General features: G+C 75.0%; 11 protein-coding genes. 8 read left to right on the forward strand and 3 right to left on the reverse strand.

Annotated features, from left to right (window positions below; genetic code table 11):
- Nucleotides 1-89 precede the first annotated feature (89 nt).
- A complete protein-coding gene (locus CCE02nite_RS15730) occupies nucleotides 90-1,217 on the forward strand; it encodes a mechanosensitive ion channel family protein (protein WP_141390579.1) in 1,128 nt (375 codons plus the stop codon).
- 66 nt (nucleotides 1,218-1,283) lie between these two features.
- On the opposite strand, the gene CCE02nite_RS15735 is transcribed toward CCE02nite_RS15730, so the two are convergent.
- Nucleotides 1,284-1,601, reverse strand: coding sequence for a PTS sugar transporter subunit IIB (locus tag CCE02nite_RS15735; RefSeq protein WP_255318904.1), 318 nt, complete (start codon nucleotides 1,599-1,601; stop codon nucleotides 1,284-1,286).
- A 171-nt stretch (nucleotides 1,602-1,772) separates the two neighbouring features.
- Between CCE02nite_RS15735 and ptsP the strand changes: the two genes are divergently transcribed.
- From ptsP to CCE02nite_RS15750, 3 genes are all read left to right on the forward strand, one after another.
- Nucleotides 1,773-3,476, forward strand: coding sequence for a phosphoenolpyruvate--protein phosphotransferase (gene ptsP / locus CCE02nite_RS15740; RefSeq protein WP_141390580.1), 1,704 nt, complete (start codon nucleotides 1,773-1,775; stop codon nucleotides 3,474-3,476).
- Between the two features lie 201 nt (nucleotides 3,477-3,677).
- Nucleotides 3,678-4,064, forward strand: a complete 387-nt coding sequence (locus CCE02nite_RS15745; protein ID WP_141390610.1) for a globin — start codon at nucleotides 3,678-3,680, stop codon at nucleotides 4,062-4,064.
- Between the two features lie 136 nt (nucleotides 4,065-4,200).
- Nucleotides 4,201-5,049, forward strand: coding sequence for an acyl-CoA thioesterase (locus tag CCE02nite_RS15750; protein ID WP_255318907.1), 849 nt, complete (start codon nucleotides 4,201-4,203; stop codon nucleotides 5,047-5,049).
- A 77-nt stretch (nucleotides 5,050-5,126) separates the two neighbouring features.
- On the opposite strand, the gene CCE02nite_RS15755 is transcribed toward CCE02nite_RS15750, so the two are convergent.
- Nucleotides 5,127-7,841, reverse strand: coding sequence for a glycoside hydrolase family 48 protein (locus CCE02nite_RS15755; protein WP_141390582.1), 2,715 nt, complete (start codon nucleotides 7,839-7,841; stop codon nucleotides 5,127-5,129).
- A 106-nt stretch (nucleotides 7,842-7,947) separates the two neighbouring features.
- Nucleotides 7,948-10,716, reverse strand: coding sequence for a substrate-binding domain-containing protein (locus tag CCE02nite_RS15760; RefSeq protein ID WP_141390583.1), 2,769 nt, complete (start codon nucleotides 10,714-10,716; stop codon nucleotides 7,948-7,950).
- Between the two features lie 80 nt (nucleotides 10,717-10,796).
- On the opposite strand from CCE02nite_RS15760, the gene CCE02nite_RS15765 reads away from it, so the two are divergent.
- From CCE02nite_RS15765 to CCE02nite_RS15780, 4 genes are all read left to right on the forward strand, one after another.
- Nucleotides 10,797-11,903 (forward strand): LacI family DNA-binding transcriptional regulator, encoded by a 1,107-nt coding sequence (locus CCE02nite_RS15765; protein WP_170227340.1) that lies wholly within the window; start codon nucleotides 10,797-10,799, stop codon nucleotides 11,901-11,903.
- 109 nt (nucleotides 11,904-12,012) lie between these two features.
- A complete protein-coding gene (locus CCE02nite_RS15770; protein ID WP_141390585.1) occupies nucleotides 12,013-14,316 on the forward strand; it encodes a glycoside hydrolase family 6 protein in 2,304 nt (767 codons plus the stop codon).
- 112 nt (nucleotides 14,317-14,428) lie between these two features.
- Nucleotides 14,429-15,415 carry a DNA topoisomerase IB gene (locus tag CCE02nite_RS15775; protein WP_141390586.1) on the forward strand — a complete coding sequence of 329 codons (987 nt, stop codon included), beginning with the start codon at nucleotides 14,429-14,431 and terminating at the stop codon, nucleotides 15,413-15,415.
- Nucleotides 15,412-16,950, forward strand: a complete 1,539-nt coding sequence (locus CCE02nite_RS15780; RefSeq protein ID WP_141390587.1) for an SDR family oxidoreductase — start codon at nucleotides 15,412-15,414, stop codon at nucleotides 16,948-16,950. Before CCE02nite_RS15775 ends, CCE02nite_RS15780 begins: the two co-directional genes overlap by 4 nt.
- The last annotated feature ends 98 nt before the right edge of the window (nucleotides 16,951-17,048 follow it).

A 17,048-nucleotide genomic window follows, 5' to 3' on the forward strand; every position in this document is an offset into this window, starting at 1 on the left:
CCTGCATCCTGCCAGAACGCAGGCCCGCGAGCAGCGCGTTCGCCCGGCGCGCCCAGGGACCGCCCACCCGCCCCGGGTACCCTGCGCTCATGTCTCGGCCTGCCTTCCTCGCTCTGGTGCCGCTCCCTGCGGCCTCGAACGACGAGCCCCCCCTGGAGCCCTTCGACCCGTCGAGCACCCAGTCGTGGCTCGACTGGTTCGTGGGGCTCCCCCTGCGCATCCTGCTCATCGTCGCCATCGGCTCGGTCGTGCTCGCCCTCGTGCGCCGCGTGATCAGGAAGATCACCGAGCACATCGCCGAGGGGACCCCGACGCTGCGGGGCAAGCGCCTCAAGGGGATCGGCGAGAGCGCTGCGGGCAGCGTCCTGCTGCGCGCGAACCCGCTCGCGTCCGCGCGGCGGGCGCAGCGCGCCCGCACGGTGGGTTCGGTGCTGCGCTCGACCGCGAACATCGTCATCGGCGCGACGATCGTGCTCATGGTGCTCGCCGAGCTGGGCGTCAACATCGCCCCGTTCCTCGCGTCCGCCGGCATCGTCGGCGTCGCGCTGGGCTTCGGCGCCCAGAGCCTCGTCAAGGACTTCCTGTCCGGGACGTTCATGCTGCTCGAGGACCAGTACGGCGTCGGCGACACCGTCGACTTCGGCGAGGTGACCGGCACCGTCGAGGAGGTCGCGCTGCGCGTCACCAAGGTCCGCGACGGCAACGGGACGCTGTGGTACGTGCGCAACGGGGAGATCCTGCGCACGGGGAACAAGACGCAGGAGTGGGGCCGCGCCGTGGTCGACGTGCGCGTCGCGTACTGGGCGGACGTCGAGGCGGTGCGCGCGGCGTTGCTCGCCGCGGCCGAGGACGTCGGCGCCGACCCCGTGCTCGGCACGTACTTCCTGGAGCCCCCGGAGGTCACGGGCATCGAGGCGATGACGGCCGAGGCGTTGCAGCTCAAGGTGCAGGTCAAGACGCAGGCCGCGATGCAGTGGGAGGTGGCGCGCGCGCTGCGCGCCCGCGTCCGCCAGGGGCTGTCCGACGCGCGGATCCCCCTCGCGGGGGCGCAGCAGGTGGTCGTCCTCGACCACTCCCCGTCCGTACCGGACGACCGGCGCGACGACGGTCCGGTCGCGTCGGCGCCGGACGAGCACGCGGCGCGCGACCGCCGCGGCGCCGCGGCGGCGACCGTCGTGCAGGACCGCACCGGCGGCACGGCCGGTCCGGCAGCCTGAGCCGGGTGGCGCCGTCGGGCACGTGGACCGACGGCGCCGGCCCTCCGCCCCGGAGGGCCGCAGGGGTCAGCGCAGGCCGTCGAGCTCCGCGGCGAGGTTGTCGGCCTCGGGGCCGACGATGACCTGGACGACGCGGCCCGAGCGCACGACACCGAACGCGCCGGTGGCCTTGAGGCGCGCCTCGTCGACGAGCTGCGGGTCGGTCACCTCGACGCGCAGTCGCGTGATGCACGGCTCCAGGTCGACCACGTTGCCCTGGCCCCCGAGGGCTTCGAGGATCTGCTGTGCCTTCTGGTCCGAGGGGGTGCTCATCGAAAGTGTCTCCTGAGGCGAGTCGCGGGTGGGATCCGCGCGGGGGATCCGGGGTGTCGGGGTGCCGTGCACCTGGGATCAGCCTAGTCTCCTCGCGAGGTTGTCACCGGATCGACGCGAGCCCGCAACCGCGGCGCAACAGGCGTGTGCCGCGCGCGTGCGACGGTCGGGACGGTGGCGGGCACGCGTGCGCACCGGCCCGGGCACCCGGGTCGCACGCCCGAGACGGACAGGAGCGAGGTCGTGACGGGCGGAGTTCAGGACGAGGCACGGCAGGTCATCACGGGCATCGGCGTGTGCCCCGGCACGGTCGTCGGGCCGGTGGTGCTCATGCCGGAGGCCATCGACGAGCCGGCACCCGGGCTGCGGATGGGCCCGCGCGAGGACCACGAGGCGCAGGCGCGGCGCGTCGACGCCGCGGCCGAGCAGGTCGCGGGCGACCTCCAGCGCGCCGCGGACGCCGCCGACGGCGACGCGCGCGACGTCCTCGAGGCGACGGCAGCCATGGCGGCCGATCCCACGCTGGCAGCCGACGCGCGACGCCGCGTGCTCGACGAGCACCTCGTGCCCGAGCGGGCGGTGTGGGAGGCCGCGGAGGAGGTCGTGCGGCAGTTCACCGAGCTCGGCGGGTACTTCGCCGAGCGCGCCCGCGACGTCGCGGACGTCCGCGACCGGCTCGTCGCGGCCCTCACCGGCCGTCCCGCGCCCGGGGTGCCCGAGCACACCGAGCCGTTCGTCCTCGTCGCGTACGACCTCGCACCGTCGGCCACGGCCGCGCTCGATCCCGCGCGCGTGCTGGCGATCGTCACGGACGGCGCCGGGCCGACGTCGCACACCGCGATCGTCGCGAACGCCAAGGGCATCCCCGCGGTCGTCGCGGCGACCGGGGCGAGCGCCGCGCTCGCGCCGGAGGACGTCGTCCTCGTCGACGGCGCCGCCGGCACCGTGGTCGTGCACCCGTCCGCGGAGCAGGTCGCCGCGGCGCGGGCGCGGTCGCAGCAGGTGCGTACGTTCGACGGCACCGGCCGCACGCGCGACGGGCACCGCGTGCAGCTCCTCGCGAACGTCGGCGACCCCGCGGGCGCCGCTCCCGCGGCCGCGGCGGGCGCGGAGGGCGTGGGGCTGTTCCGCTCCGAGTTCTGCTTCCTCGACCGCGAGCAGCCACCGACCGTCGAGGAACAGGTGACGGCCTACCGCACGGTGTTCCGCGAGTTCGGCGGTCGCAAGGTCGTCATCCGCACGCTCGACTCGGGGGCCGACAAGCCGCTGCACTTCCTCACCGTCGACGACGAGGAGAACCCCGCGCTCGGCGTGCGCGGGCTGCGCACCGCCGCGCGGTGGCCGGAGCTGCTCGAGCAGCAGCTCGACGCGATCGCGCAGGCGGCCGCGGCCGAGGAGGCCGAGGTGTGGGTCATGGCGCCGATGGTCTCGACGGTGGGCGAGACCGAGTGGTTCGTCGAGCGCTGCCGCGCCCACGGACTCGACGTCGCGGGCGTCATGGTCGAGGTCCCGAGCGCGGCGCTGCTCGCGGGCCCGATCCTCGCGCGCGCCGCCTTCGCCTCGATCGGCACGAACGACCTCACGCAGTACACGATGGCCGCCGACCGTCTCCTGGGCTCGCTCGCCGAGCTGAGCGACCCGTGGCAGCCGGCGGTGCTGCGGCTCGTCGAGGCGACGTGCGCCGGCGGCGCGCAGCAGGGCCGGCCCGTGGGGGTGTGCGGAGAGGCGGCCTCGCAGCCCGTGCTGGCCGTCGTGCTCGTGGGCCTCGGGGTGTCGTCGCTGTCCATGACGGCACGGGCGATCCCCGACGTCGCCGCGCTCCTGCGCGAGGTGGACCTCGACGAGTGCCGACGGCTCGCGCGGCTCGCGGTCGAGGCCGAGAGCGCGGCCGAGGCCCGCGCCCTCGTCCGCGAGAACCTGCCGGTGCTCGCCGAGCTCGGCCTCTGACGCGGACGGCGCGGCACCCGTCACGGCGAGCGCGGCACGCCCCGTGTGACGTGCGCCCCGGTCCCCCGCGCCGGGGCCGGACGGAACCGCGCCCGGTGCGATGATGGGCCGGTGACGACCGAGCCCACCCCCCGCCCGACGCTGCCCGTCGCCGGTCTGTCGAACGGCCCGGCGACCGGAGCCGAGACCGACTCCGCGCCGGTGCGTCCGAGCCGCACGTTCTACGACGAGGTCGGCGGCCACGAGACGTTCGTCCGCCTCGTCGACGCGTTCTACGCGGGCGTCGCCGACGACCCGGTCATGCGCCCGATGTACCCCGAGCAGGACCTCGGCCCGGCGCGCTGGCGCCTCACCGCGTTCCTCGAGCAGTACTGGGGCGGCCCGACGACGTACAGCGAGCAGCGCGGGCACCCGCGCCTGCGGATGCGGCACGCCCCGTTCAAGGTCAACCCCGAGGCGCGCGACCGCTGGCTCGCCCACATGCGTGCCGCCGTCGACACCCTCGACCTGCCGCCGATCCAGGAGGCGACGCTGTGGGACTATCTGGAGCGCGCGGCGCACTCGCTCCTCAACACCTTCGAGGACTGACCGACCCGCCACCCGAGCGAAGGAGCCCCCACCCGTGACCCCCGAGCCCACGCCGCCGTCGACCTCCTCCCCCGGCCCGACGTCGGACGCCGCCCCGCGCGAGCAGGTCCCCAACCCGCTGAACCACCTCCTCGACGTGCTGCGCCTCGAGCGAGTCGGTGACGGCGACGGGTCGGCCGCCGACCCCGAGCACTTCCGCGGCGAGAGCGTGCACCAGCCGACGGGCCGGGTCTACGGCGGCCAGGTGCTCGCGCAGGCCGTCCTGGCCGCGGGGCGCACCGTCCCCGACGGTCGGCTCCCCCACTCGCTGCACGGCTACTTCCTGCGGCCCGGCGGTCTCGACGTGCCGATCGACTTCGCGGTCGAGCGGCTGCGCGACGGGCGCTCGTTCAGCGCACGCCGGACGCACGCGATCCAGCACGGCAAGCCGATCCTGTCGATGATCGCCTCGTTCCAGGAGGACCAGGGCGGCATCGAGCACTCGTCGCCGATGCCCGCCGCCCCCGCCCCGGAGGAGGTGCCGTCCGCGCTCGACGTGCTCGGCGGCATCGACCACCCGATCGCGCGCTTCTGGTCGCACCACTCGGCGTTCGAGCTGCGGCACGTGGGCGGGTCGCTCTACCTCGGCCCCGACCACGAGCCCAAGGACCACCAGATGGTGTGGATGCGGGCTCGCGGCGGCGTCGGGGACGACCAGCTGCTGCACCGCGCGCTCATGGCGTACGCGTGCGACCAGGTGATGCTCGAGCCGATCCTGCGCCAGTCGGGCACGAGCTGGGTGACGCCCGACCTGTCGATCGCGAGCCTCGACCACGCGATGTGGTGGCACCGCGACGCGCGCGTCGACGAGTGGCTGCTCTACGTGCAGTCGGCGTCGAGCGCCCAGGGCGGCCGCGGGCTCGGCGCGGCGCGCGTGTTCGCGCAGGACGGGACGCTCGTCGCGTCCATCGCGCAGGAGGGCATGGTCCGCCTCCCGGCGCTGTGAGCGCCGGGAGGCGGACCGCCCTCACCGCGGGTTCCGGCCGGGTTCCAGCCGGGTTCCGGCCGGGTGCCGGCCGGGTGTCAGCCGCACGCGACCGTCGGTGACGACGGCGGCGCTCCCGTGCCGATGAAGCCGAAAGACGTCGTCCCACCGGCGGCGAGCGTGCCGTTCCAGCCGACGTTCGTCGCGGTCAGGACGCTCCCGCTCACGCTCGTCGTCGCGTTCCAGGCCTGCGACAGGCCGCCGGGCGCGAGGTCGAGCGACACGGTCCAGCCCGAGACGCCGGACGCGCCGGCCGTGACCGTGACCTCGCCCTGGTACCCGCCCTGCCACGACCCGGTGGTCCGGTAGGCCGCGGTGCAGGCCCCCGGCTCCGGGCCCGCGTCGTCCGCGAGCGTGGTCGCCTCGGCGGCGAGGGAGACGGGCGAGAGGTTCCCCGCCGCGTCGCGCGCCCGCACCGTGTACCGGTACGTGGTCTCGGGGTCGAGGTCCTCGTCGGTGTACGTCGTGCGCGCCGTGGACCCGACGACCACGCCGTCCCGCAGCACGTCGTAGGCCGCCACGCGGACGTCGTCGGTCGACGCCGTCCAGGACAGCGACGCCGTGGACGACGTGGTGCCGGTCACCGCGAGGCCGGCGGGCGTCGTCGGCGACTCGGTGTCCGGCTCGGTCGGGACGTCCTCGCCGAACAGCCGGTCGTAGTCGGCGAGCGCCGTCGCGACCGCCGTCTGGGCCCAGAACCGGTGGTAGGTGAACTCGGGCGCCGGTCCGCCGTCGAGGTGCGCCTGGACCTTCGCCCAGTCCGGGTCGTCGAGGTAGAACGAGCGGATGTCGAGGAACGAGACCCCCGGCTCGACGACGTCGCCGTTCGGCATGGTGCCCGTCCACCCGGCCGGCACGTACGTCCCGTTGCCCGTGGTCGAGGTCAGGACGTCGTCGAAGCGGGCGTAGTCCCCACGCGTCTCGGTCGTCGCGACGCCGATCGGGTCGCTGTTCTGCTCCCAGATCGCGTCGAGCAGGTCCTTCGCGACCTGCTGCGCCGCGTCGTGCTGAGGTCCCTCGCCGCCGGCCGCGTAGTACATGAGCGAGCGGGCGAGGGCACCGGCGACGCCGACGTCCTGGCCGTAGCCCGTCACCTCGACGCTCAGTCCCGCGTTGTCGCCCGGGTCCTGGGGGTCCCAGTCGTCCGGCTGGCCGGACCACGCGAGGTTGGACGGGATCTGCCAGGAGTCGTCCGTCACCGTGACGTGGTCGATGACCCACGGCACCCACTTGTCGAGGATCGCCCCGGCGCGCTCGTCGCCCGTCTCCTCGTAGAGCTGCGCGATCCGCTCGACCCCCCAGCCCTGCATGCCCATCCACGAGTTGGACGGCGGGTCGTGGTAGACGGGCGCCTCGGTGTACGCCATGCCGTAGAACGTCGCGACGTCGTCGGGCCGGTCGGCGTAGTGGCCGTCCCACGAGTTCGTGCTGCCGCCCGCGATCCCGCCCTCGGGCGACTGGAGCCACTGGAAGAGCTCGATCTGGCGGTCGAGGCTCGTGCCCCAGTCGTCGCTCGCGGTGGGCGACGCCGGCCGGAGGGCGGGGTCGTTCGCGAGCGCCCAGGCCGCCATCGGGTTCTGGTACCCGAAGTGCGCGTGGCTCGACCCGATGCGCCAGGCCCACGGGCCGGACGTGTCGAGCGCGCCGCCCCACGCGTAGTACCAGGACAGGAGGTAGTGCGCGCTGCTCCGGCCCGACCCCGCGGCGCACGACGTGGACTCGCAGCCGGGCGTCTTGAAGTACTTGTCGAACAGCGCGTAGCGCAGGTAGTCGCCCATCTTCGAGGCCTTGCCGACCGTGTCGGCGACGGCCTCGGGCTGGCCCTGCTCGGTCGCGAACTTGTTCGCCCAGTAGGCCGCCTCGACCGCGCGCGCGTCGGCGTCTGGCGCGTTGGTGTACTTCCACTGCTTCGCGTACGACGCGTCGCCCGTGAAGAGGTCGAGGTAGCCGTTCTCGCCGCCGTAGCTGAAGTCGTCGATCGACGGCTGGGGCACCGTCTCCCAGACGGACTCCTGCGGGCCACGCTGGAACGTGTTGATGTACGACGTGCCCTCGTGGTCGGGCCCGAGCAGCGTCGAGGAGCCCGGTGCGGCGCCGAAGCCGTACACGTTGTCGACGTCGGCGAGCCAGTGCATGCCGTAGACCTCGGGTGTGCCGTAGGCCGACCGCAGCTCGGCCGCGATCGGGTCGGAACCGACGGAGACCGACGTGTCGAGCTGCGACGGGTACTGGCTCGGGTGGTTGAACTCCGGCGCGTACGTCGCGGGCTTGGCCGGGTTGTACGCCCCGTTGGTGGGCTGGTTCTCCGTGGTGGGGATCATGTACGCCTCGAGCGTGTCCCACGCGTGGTTGAACGGCTCCCAGTCGCCGGTCACCTGGCCGTACGACGTCTCGAGCCACAGCCAGAAGGAGTACGCCTCCGACGTCGTCTCGTGCCCGTAGTCCGGCGCCTCGACCATGAGCGTCTCGACCGCGTGGTACGGGATGCCCTGGGGCGAGAAGTACCCGTTCGCGGGGTCGTGGATCTTCGCGTACAGCTCCAGGAAGCGCTGCGTGTACTCGCCGTCGACGAGCGCCGCGGCCGCCTCCGCCGTCGTGGACCGGGGCGGGGCAGGGTCGGCGCTCGCCGGGGGGACGGTGGCGAGCGCCGTGAGCGCGACGCCGGCGGCGAGCGCCGCTGCCGTCGTGCGCCGGGCTCGCGCGTGCGGGGCGGCGGTGGGTGGTGGCGCTGCGCGCCGGGACGTGCGTGGCATCGTGCTCCCTCTCGTCGTCGAGCCCCGCGGCGGCGGTCGCGGGGGCGCCGTCGTCGGCTCCCCCACCCCCACGGGTCGATCGACTCTCGGCGGCTGCGACCGGCCGTCACAACGCACGAAACGTTTCGGACGGCGCCGACCACGGCACGACGGCGCCGTGCGCGCGGGCCCGGCGCCGCGCGAGCGCGGCCCCGGCACGGCGCAGCACCTCGAGCGCGTCCGGTGCGTCGGTGACGTCGCCGAGGTGCTCGACGACGGCCGACCCGCACGCCCCCGCCGCGCGGACCGCGGCGTGGCGGGCCGCATCGTCGGAGACGCCGTCGAGGAGCACCACGAGGTCGGTCGGCGCCAGCACGCACAGCGAGCCGGCCGGACCCAGCGCGCCACGGAGGCGGTGGATCGTGGGGACGGTCGGCGGCACCTCCAGCCCGACGGCCAGGACGTGCGCGCCGTACCCCTCGACCCGCCCGCCGCGCCCGATCGCCTGCTCGAGCCGGTCCACGAACAGGGTGCGGTGCAAGACGCCCGAGTCGGGGTCGACGAGCGCCCGCGCGCGCAGCTCGCTGCGGAACCGCTCGACGTCGGACAGGACGGCGAGGGCGCCGACCATGCGGGCCGGGCGACCGCCGGCGTCGGGCACGGTCACCGCACGGCAGCGGACCCGCACGTGCTCGCCGTCCGCGCACCGCAGCCGGTGCTCGACGTCGAGCGGCTCGGTCGTCCCCGCGAGCTGCGCGGCGACGGCGGCGTGCACGGCCTGCACGTCGTCCGGGTGCACGCGGCCGAGCCACTCCTCGGGGTCGTCCCGGAGGTCGGCCACGTCGCAGCCCACGATGCGGGCCCACGCCGGCGACCAGCGCACGACGCCCGTCTCGACGTCCCAGTCCCACGTGCCGTCATGGGACGCGATGGACACGAGCGCGGCGCGCTCGGCCCCCGCCTCGACCTCGAGCGCGAGCTCGCGCACACGGTCGGCGGCGTCGGCGAGCGCGTGCTGCTGCTCCCTCAGCGAGCTGACCAGGGTCTCCCGGTCGAGCGCGACGGCGAGCATCGCCGCCCAGTGGTTGTACCGCTCGCGGGTGCTCGTCGTCCGCGTGTCCACGAGGCCGCCCACGACGAGGAAGCCCCAGTCGGAGCGGCCGAACGCGACGGGCGCGACGACCGTGAGCGACCGCGGGTCGAGGAGCTCGCGCGGTGGGAACTGCGCGGTCGGCAGGACCGTCCCCACGAGCCGCTCGACCGCCGTTCCCCCGCCGCGCACGCCGACGACCCGCAGCACGCGGCGGCCGGAGCCGTCGTCGGCGTCCTCCCACAGCGCGAGGGCCGCCGTCCCGCCCACCCCGCGGGGGAGCCAGTCGAGGCGGCGCAGCCCTGCTTCGTCGCCGCGCAGGAGGCCGAGGTCGACCTCGTAGAGGTCCACCAGGTCCTGCTCGAGCCGTCCCGTGCGCGCGACGGTCCCGTGCGCGCACCCGCGCGCGACGGCGACGACCACCTCGGCCGCGGTCGCCCGGACGGCCTCGGCGCGCACGGCGGCCGAGCTCGCCGGGGGGTCCCGGTGAGCGCCGCGCGACAGGACGGTCCGGCCGAGCTGGGACGCGCGCGCGCCCGGGCGTCGCCGCCGTACGTCGCGCACGAGCGCGGCGACCTCGGCCTCGAGCGCCGGCACGATCTGCTCGAGCGCCTCCTGCGACGGGCGCAGACCCGCGGTCCGGTCCGCGAGCGAGCGCAGCGCCGCGGCCGGGGGGACGGTGCCGGTCTCCGCGGCCCCCCGGAGCAGGTGCCGGAGCACGAGGAGCCACGCGTCGACCGGGGCGGGGCGCTGGCCGCCGTCCGGCGCGCGCCGACGCAGGACGCCCCGCGCGTCCGACCGGTCGAGGACGGGGGCGAAGACGACCCGGGCGACCTCGTCCAGGGGCCGGGCCGGGTCGACGGGCCTCGGCACGGCATCGGCACGGACGGCCGGGGCGCCGATGAGCTCGCCCTGCGTCCCCTCCAGGCACCCGCACGACTCGCGCCGGATGAGGGCCGCACGCCCCAGCCGGTTCTCCCGGCCCACGCTCTGACCGCGTGCCCGCGCGACGAGCAGCTCCGCCACCCGTTCGCCGACCTGGTCGTGCAGGGGGTCGACCGTCGACAGGCGGGGCCGCGAGCGCGCGCCCGAGTCGGCGTGGTCGAACCCCACCACCGCCTGCTCCGCGGGCAGCTCGATCCCGCTGGCCTGCAGGCCGCGCATGAAGCCGATCGCGTTGCGGTCGGTGGCGGCGAGCGTCGCCGTCGTCGGCAGTCCTCGGGAGGCGAGCCGCCGCGCGACCACCTCGGCGCTCGCCTCCTGGTTGTCGCGCGTGCGGTAGACCCACGACGGCGACCACGCGAGGTCGTGCGCGGCCAGCGCCGCGCGGTAGGCGTCGTAGCGCTCGAGCGTGTCGCGCTGGTCGGTGTTGCCGACGAAGCCGATGCGCCGGTGGCCGTGCTCGACGAGATGGTCCACGGCGGCGCGCACGCCGCCCGCGTTGTCGGGCGAGACCGCGGGGGCGCGCAGCCCGTCGGCCCGCACCCCGAGGAGCACCAGGGGGATGCCCGAGGCGTCGAGCTCGCGCAGCTCGGCGTCCGCGAGCGCCGTCGTCATGACGACGAACCCGTCGAACGAGGAGCGCCCGAGCAGCGGCCGCCGACCCGGCGGGCCGGGGAACTCGTCCCGGTCGAGGTCGGGCGGGTACGTCTGGAGGGCGACCACCCGGTGCCCGTGCGCCCGCAGGACCCGGGCGATCCCCGCCAGGGACCGCCCGAAGTAGAAGCCTCCGACCACGGGGCACAGCACACCGAACGTCAGGTGCTCCCCCGCCTGTCTCGGGCGCCTCGTCGCGTCCGTCGACATCCTTGTCACCGTCCCCGTCACGTCATCGTCACCGAGTCCTGATAGGCATCATGCACCCAAACCGGGCACAGTGTGGGAGCGTGACCACTAACTCCCCCGGCGGAGCACCCTCGCCACGCGCCGCCAGCCCGGCCGAACGACGCATCACGATCACCGACGTCGCGCGCGCGGCGGGAGTGTCGATCGCCGTCGTCTCCTACGCCCTCAACGGCCGTCCCGGCGTGTCCGAGCGCACGCGCCGGCACGTCCTGCGCACCGCTGCCGACCTCGGCTGGCGCCCGAGCGCGGCCGCACGCTCGCTGCGCGCCAGTGCCCGCAGCGTGGCGCTCCAGGTCGTGCACGCGGCGGAGGGAGCTGCCGGGCCCGCTCGCGCCCTGGCACTCGCGGCCGGCATGCGCGCCGTCCTCGCGGAGCACGACCTCGCCCTCAGTCTCGAGGTCACCGACGACCGGGAGGAGGGCGCCCGGGAGCTCGAGGCCGGCTGGTCCGAGCGGCGGCACGCCGCGTACGTCGTGGTCGACGCCCACGCGCGCGATCCCCGGACCCGGGTCGCGCGCGAGGCCGCGATCCCGTTCGTCGAGGTCGCGCCCGGCCCGCCCGAGCCCGCCGCCCCGGGCGCGCGGACCTGGTTCACCGGCGACGCGGACTCCCGCGCGGCCCGCTACCTCGTCGAGCTCGGCCACCGGCGGATCGCGGTCCTCGTCTCGGACGCGCAGGACGAGGTGGCGCGCACCCTGGTCGCGGCGACCCGCGACGCAGGCGGCCCGGAGGCCCGGGTCGACGTCGTCGAGTGCCGCACGTGGGAGGAGACGCGCTCGCGTGCGGCGCGGCTCGTCGCGCACGACTCGCGCCCCACCGCCGTGCTCACCGACACGGACGTCGCCGCGCTCGCGGTGCTCGAGGCCGGACGGAGCCAGGGGCTCGAGGTCCCGTGGGACCTGTCGGTGCTGTCCGGCGAGGACTCCGCGACGTGCCGGCTGGTCGCTCCCGCGCTGACCGCCGTGCACCGGCCCTTCCAGCGGCTCGGCGCGCACGTCGCGGACGTCGTCGTCGCACGGCTGGGTCTCGGGCGCCCGGTCGCGCGGCCCGACGCCGACCCGGCCGCGGCCCGTCCGCCCGTCGACCGCGAGCGTCCCGCCGCGCGCCTCCTCCTGCGTGGGACGACGGCGCCACCGCGGGGGGCCTAAACGTTTCAGCCGGTAGCCGACGGCGGTCCCGGTTCGTCACGTTGTCACCGCCGGGCAGAGCCGCCCGGTGCGCGGACCCGTCCGCGCCCCCGGACCCTTGGAGGACCACGTGCCATCCCGATCCAGCCGACCGCGCAGGGGCGCGGCCGTCGCCGCGTCGCTCGCGCTGCTCGCCGCCCCGCTGGTCGCGACCGCCGCGCCGGCGAACGCCGCCGAGCCACGCGTGAGCAACCCGTTCGCCGGTGCCACGCAGTACGTCAACGAGTTCTGGTCCGCCAACGTCGAGGCCGCCGCCGATCGCGCCGGTGGCGACCTCGGTTCCCGCATGCGGGCGATCGCCGACGAGCCCACCTCGGTCTGGATGGACCGCATCAGCGCGATCGAGGGCAACGCCGACGGCCCGGGCCTGCGGCACCACCTCGACGCCGCGATCGAGCAGAAGCAGCCCGGCGTGCCGATGGTGTTCAACCTCGTGATCTACGACCTGCCCGGTCGCGACTGCTACGCGCTCGCGTCCAACGGCGAGCTCAAGCCGAACGCCACGGACATGGCGCGGTACAAGACCGAGTACATCGACGTCATCGCCGACATCCTCGACGACCCCGCCTACGAGGACCTGCGCATCGTCGCGACGATCGAGCCGGACTCGCTGCCGAACCTCATCACGAACATCAGCACGCCCGACTGCCAGGCGTCCGCGCCGTACTACCGCGAGGGCGTGAAGTACGCGCTGGACGCGCTCCACGACGTCGGCAACGTGTACTCCTACATCGACGCGGCGCACGCCGGCTGGCTCGGCTGGCCGAGCAACGCGGGCCCGGCGGCAAAGCTCTTCAAGGAGGTCGTGCAGTCGACGGAGGCGGGCTACGCGTCCGTCGCCGGCTTCGTCACGAACACCGCCAACTCGACCCCGCTGCACGAGCCGTTCCTCGAGGACGTCCAGCTCGGCAGCACGCCCGTGCGCTCGGCGTCCTTCTACGAGTGGAACGCCGACTTCGACGAGGCCGACTGGACGGCGCACCTCTACGACCTGCTGGTCGCCGAGGGCTTCCCGTCGTCGATCGGCATGCTCATCGACACCTCGCGCAACGGCTGGGGCGGCGAGGACCGCCCGACGGCGGTGAGCACGTCCACGAACCTCAACACCTACGTGGACGAGTCGCGCGTCGACAAGCGCATCCACCGCGGCGCCTGGTGCAACCCCGCCGGCGCCGGGATCGGCGAGCGCCCGCAGGTCTCGCCCGCGGGCTTCCCGGAGTCGCACCTGCACGCCTACGTGTGGGTCAAGCCTCCGGGCGAGTCCGACGGCGCGTCGTCCGACATCCCGAACGACCAGGGCAAGCGGTTCGACCGCATGTGCGACCCGACGTTCGTCTCGCCCAAGCTCGCCAACCAGCTCACGGGCGCCCTGCCCGACGCCCCGCTCGCGGGCCAGTGGTTCGAGTCGCAGTTCCGGATGCTCGTCGAGAACGCCTACCCGGCGATCGAGGGCGACGGCAGCGGCGGCCCCGCCGACACGACCGCGCCGTCGGTCCCGACGGGCCTGACGGCCGGGGCGACCACCACGACGTCGGCGGACGTGAGCTGGACCGCGTCCACCGACGACCGGGGCGTCACGGGCTACACCGTGCTCGTCGACGGCACGGCCGTGGGCACGACCGCCACGACCTCGTTCACGGTCACCGGCCTCGAGGCGGGCGCGTCCTACACCGTGACCGTCCGGGCGCGCGATGCCGCGGGCAACGTCTCGGCCGCGTCCGCGCCGCTCACCGTGACCACGGACGAGGACGGCGGCTCGGGCGGCGACGACCAGGCGCCGTCCGCCCCGACCGGGCTGCGGGTCTCGGGCGTGACGACCTCCACGGTCGCGCTCGCATGGAGCGCGTCCACCGACGACACGGGCGTGACCGGCTACCGCGTGTTCCGCGACGGGACGCAGGTCGCCCAGGTCACGACGACGTCGTACACGGACACCGGCCTCGCCGCCGGCACCGCGCACGTCTACGCGGTCCGTGCGGTCGACGCGGCAGGCAACGTGTCCGCGACGTCCGGCACGGTGACCGGCACGACCGAGGACGACACGCCCACCCCGGTGGGCGCGTGCACGGTCGCGTACACCGCGAGCTCGTGGAACACCGGGTTCACGGGGTCGCTGCGGATCACGAACGACTCCGCCGCCGCCCTGCAGAACTGGACCCTGACGTTCACCTTCGCGAACGGCCAGACGATCACGCAGGGCTGGTCCGCGCAGTACGCGCAGTCCGGCTCGACCGTCACCGTGACCCCCGCCGCGTGGAACACCACGCTCGGCGCGGGCGCGAGCGTCGAGGTCGGCTTCAACGGCTCCCACACCGGGACCAACACCGAGCCGACGTCCTTCACCCTGAACGGCGCGACCTGCGCGGTCGCCTGACCCGACGCCGACGGCCGGGGCGCGTGCGCCCCGGCCGTCGGCGCGCCGAGGGAAGGCGTGCTGCGGCGGTCCCCGGCGCGCGAGCGGGCCACACGTCCCGCACGATGACCGGGTGCGACTGCGTCGGGTGTCCGTGACCTCCCCCGGGTACTCGCGGCGCCCGAAGGGCGACTCGTGGGTGTTCCTCGACGTCGAGGGGCTCCCGCTCGGCGACGAGGACGAGCTCGTGCGGTGCACGCGCCTCGCGGTCCCGCCCGCCTGGTCCGACGTCTGGATCTGCCGGTACCCGAACGGGCACATCCAGGCGTTCGGGCGCGACGTCGCCGGTCGCGGCCAGTACCTGTACCACGAGCAGTGGCAGGTAAGGCGCGCGCGACGCAAGCACGACCACGTGCTCGACGTGGGCCGGCGCCTGCCCGCGGCCCGGCGCCGCGTCGAGCGCGAGCTCGCGCGGCCCGGCATGGGTCGTGACACGGTGCTGGCCCTCGCCTTCCGGCTGCTCGACCTCGCGTACTTCCGCGCCGGCGGCGAGATCTACGCGAAGCAGAACAACAGCTATGGCCTGGCGACGATCCGCAAGGAGCACGCACGGGTGCGGCGCGACGGGAGCGTCCACTTCCACTACCCCGCGAAGTCGGGGCAGGTGCGCGACGTCGTCGTGGACGACCCGGTGGTCGCCGAGCTCGTCACGACGCTCAAGCGGCGCCGCGGCGGCGTCGAGCTGCTCGCGTGGCGCGAGGACGGCCCCGACGGGCGCGCCGTGTGGCACGACGTCACGAGCGCCGACGTCCAGGCGGGCATCAAGGAACGGCTCGGCGACGACGCGACGCCCAAGGACTTCCGCACCTGGCACGCGACGGTGCTCGCGGCGCGCGCGCTCGCGGACGCAGGGGCCGCGCCCGCCTCCGAACGGGCGCGGCGCAAGGTCGTCACGGGGATCGTCAAGGACGTCGCGGAGGAGCTCGGGAACACCCCCGCCGTCGCACGGTCGTCGTACATCGACCCGCGCCTGTTCGACCTGTGGGAGCGCGGTGAGACCATCGGGTCCACGCGGTCGCAGACGCGCGCCGAGCGCGAGCTCCTGGAGCTCCTCTCGTGAGGGCCGCGGTCACCGGCGTCACCGGCTACGTGGGCGGGCGGCTCGTGCCCGAGCTCCTGCGCGCGGGGTTCGAGGTGCGCGCGCTCGCACGCCACCCCGAGCGGCTCGGGGGACGCGAGTGGGTGCACGACGTCGAGACGGTGGCCGCCGACGCTGCGGACCTCGACCAGATCCGGGCCGCGCTCGAGGGCGCCGACGTCGCGTACTACCTCGTGCACTCGCTCGGCACCGGGAGCACGTTCGAGGCGCGCGACCGTCGCACCGCGCTGACGTTCGCGCGCGCCGCGCGCGAGGCGGGCGTCGGGCGGATCGTGTACCTCGGCGGGATGTTCCCGGACGTCCCCGAGGGCGAGCTCTCGCGCCACCTCGCGTCGCGCAAGGAGGTCGGCGAGATCCTCCTCGCGTCGGGCGTCCCGACGACGGTGCTCCAGGCGGCGGTGATCCTCGGCTCCGGGTCCGCGTCGTTCGAGATGATGCGTTACCTCACCGAGCGGCTCCCGGCCATGACGACGCCGAAGTGGGTCGACAATCGCATCCAGCCCATCGCGGTGCGGGACGTGCTGCGCTACCTCGTCGGGTCCGCGACGATGCCGCCCGACGTCTCGCGCGCGTTCGACGTCGGCGGGCCCGACGTCCTCACGTACCGCGACATGATGCAGCGCTACGCGAAGGTGGCCGGGCTCCCCCGGCGCGCGATCGTCAGCGTCCCGGTGCTCACGCCGAAGCTGTCGAGCCACTGGGTCGGGCTCGTCACCCCCGTGCCGTCGGGCATCGCGAGGCCGCTGGTCGAGTCGCTCCAGCACGAGGTCGTGTGCCGGGAGCACGACATCCGGCAGTACGTGCCCGACCCGCCCGAGGGCCTCCTCGGGTTCGACCGTGCCGTCGAGCTGGCCCTGGAGCGCATCCACGACGGCGAGGTCGTGACGCGCTGGTCCTCCGCCTCGGTCCCGGGAGCGCCGTCGGACCCCCTGCCGAGCGACCCCGACTGGGCCGGCGGCTCGCTGTACGTCGACGAGCGGCGGACGGTCGTCGATGCGCCGCGCGACGTGCTCTGGCGCGTCGTCGAGGAGATCGGCGGGCAGGGCGGCTGGTACTCGTGGTCCCTCGCGTGGCGCGTGCGCGGGCTCCTGGACCGCGCAGTCGGCGGGCCCGGGCTGCGGCGCGGTCGGCGCGACGAGCGGCACCTGCGCGTGGACGACGAGCTCGACTGGTGGCGCGTCGAGGCGATCGAGCCGGGCCGTCGCCTGCTGCTGCGGGCCGAGATGCGCCTGCCGGGGCTCGCGTGGCTCGAGCTGCGCGTCGACGAGGCGGCCGCGGAGCTCCCGGACGCGACCGACCCCGACGCACCCGGGCCCTCGCCCGACGACGCGCGCGGGCCCGGCCGGACCTACTTCGCGCAGCGCGCGCTGTTCTACCCCCACGGCCTCGCGGGCCAGCTCTACTGGTGGGCGGTCAAGCCCTTCCACGGCGTCGTGTTCGGCGGGATGCAGCGCAACGTCGCCGCCGCCGCGGAGCGCGCCGCCCACGGCGGCTAAACGTTTCGGGGTCGCCCCCACCCTTGACCCCGGCTCCGCCGCCTCCGGACAGTGGCCCCGACCTGCGTCGACGCGGACGCAGACGGACCGAGAGGCAA

It is taken from the genome of Cellulosimicrobium cellulans (assembly GCF_006539945.1).
Lineage (GTDB): Bacteria > Actinomycetota > Actinomycetes > Actinomycetales > Cellulomonadaceae > Cellulosimicrobium > Cellulosimicrobium cellulans.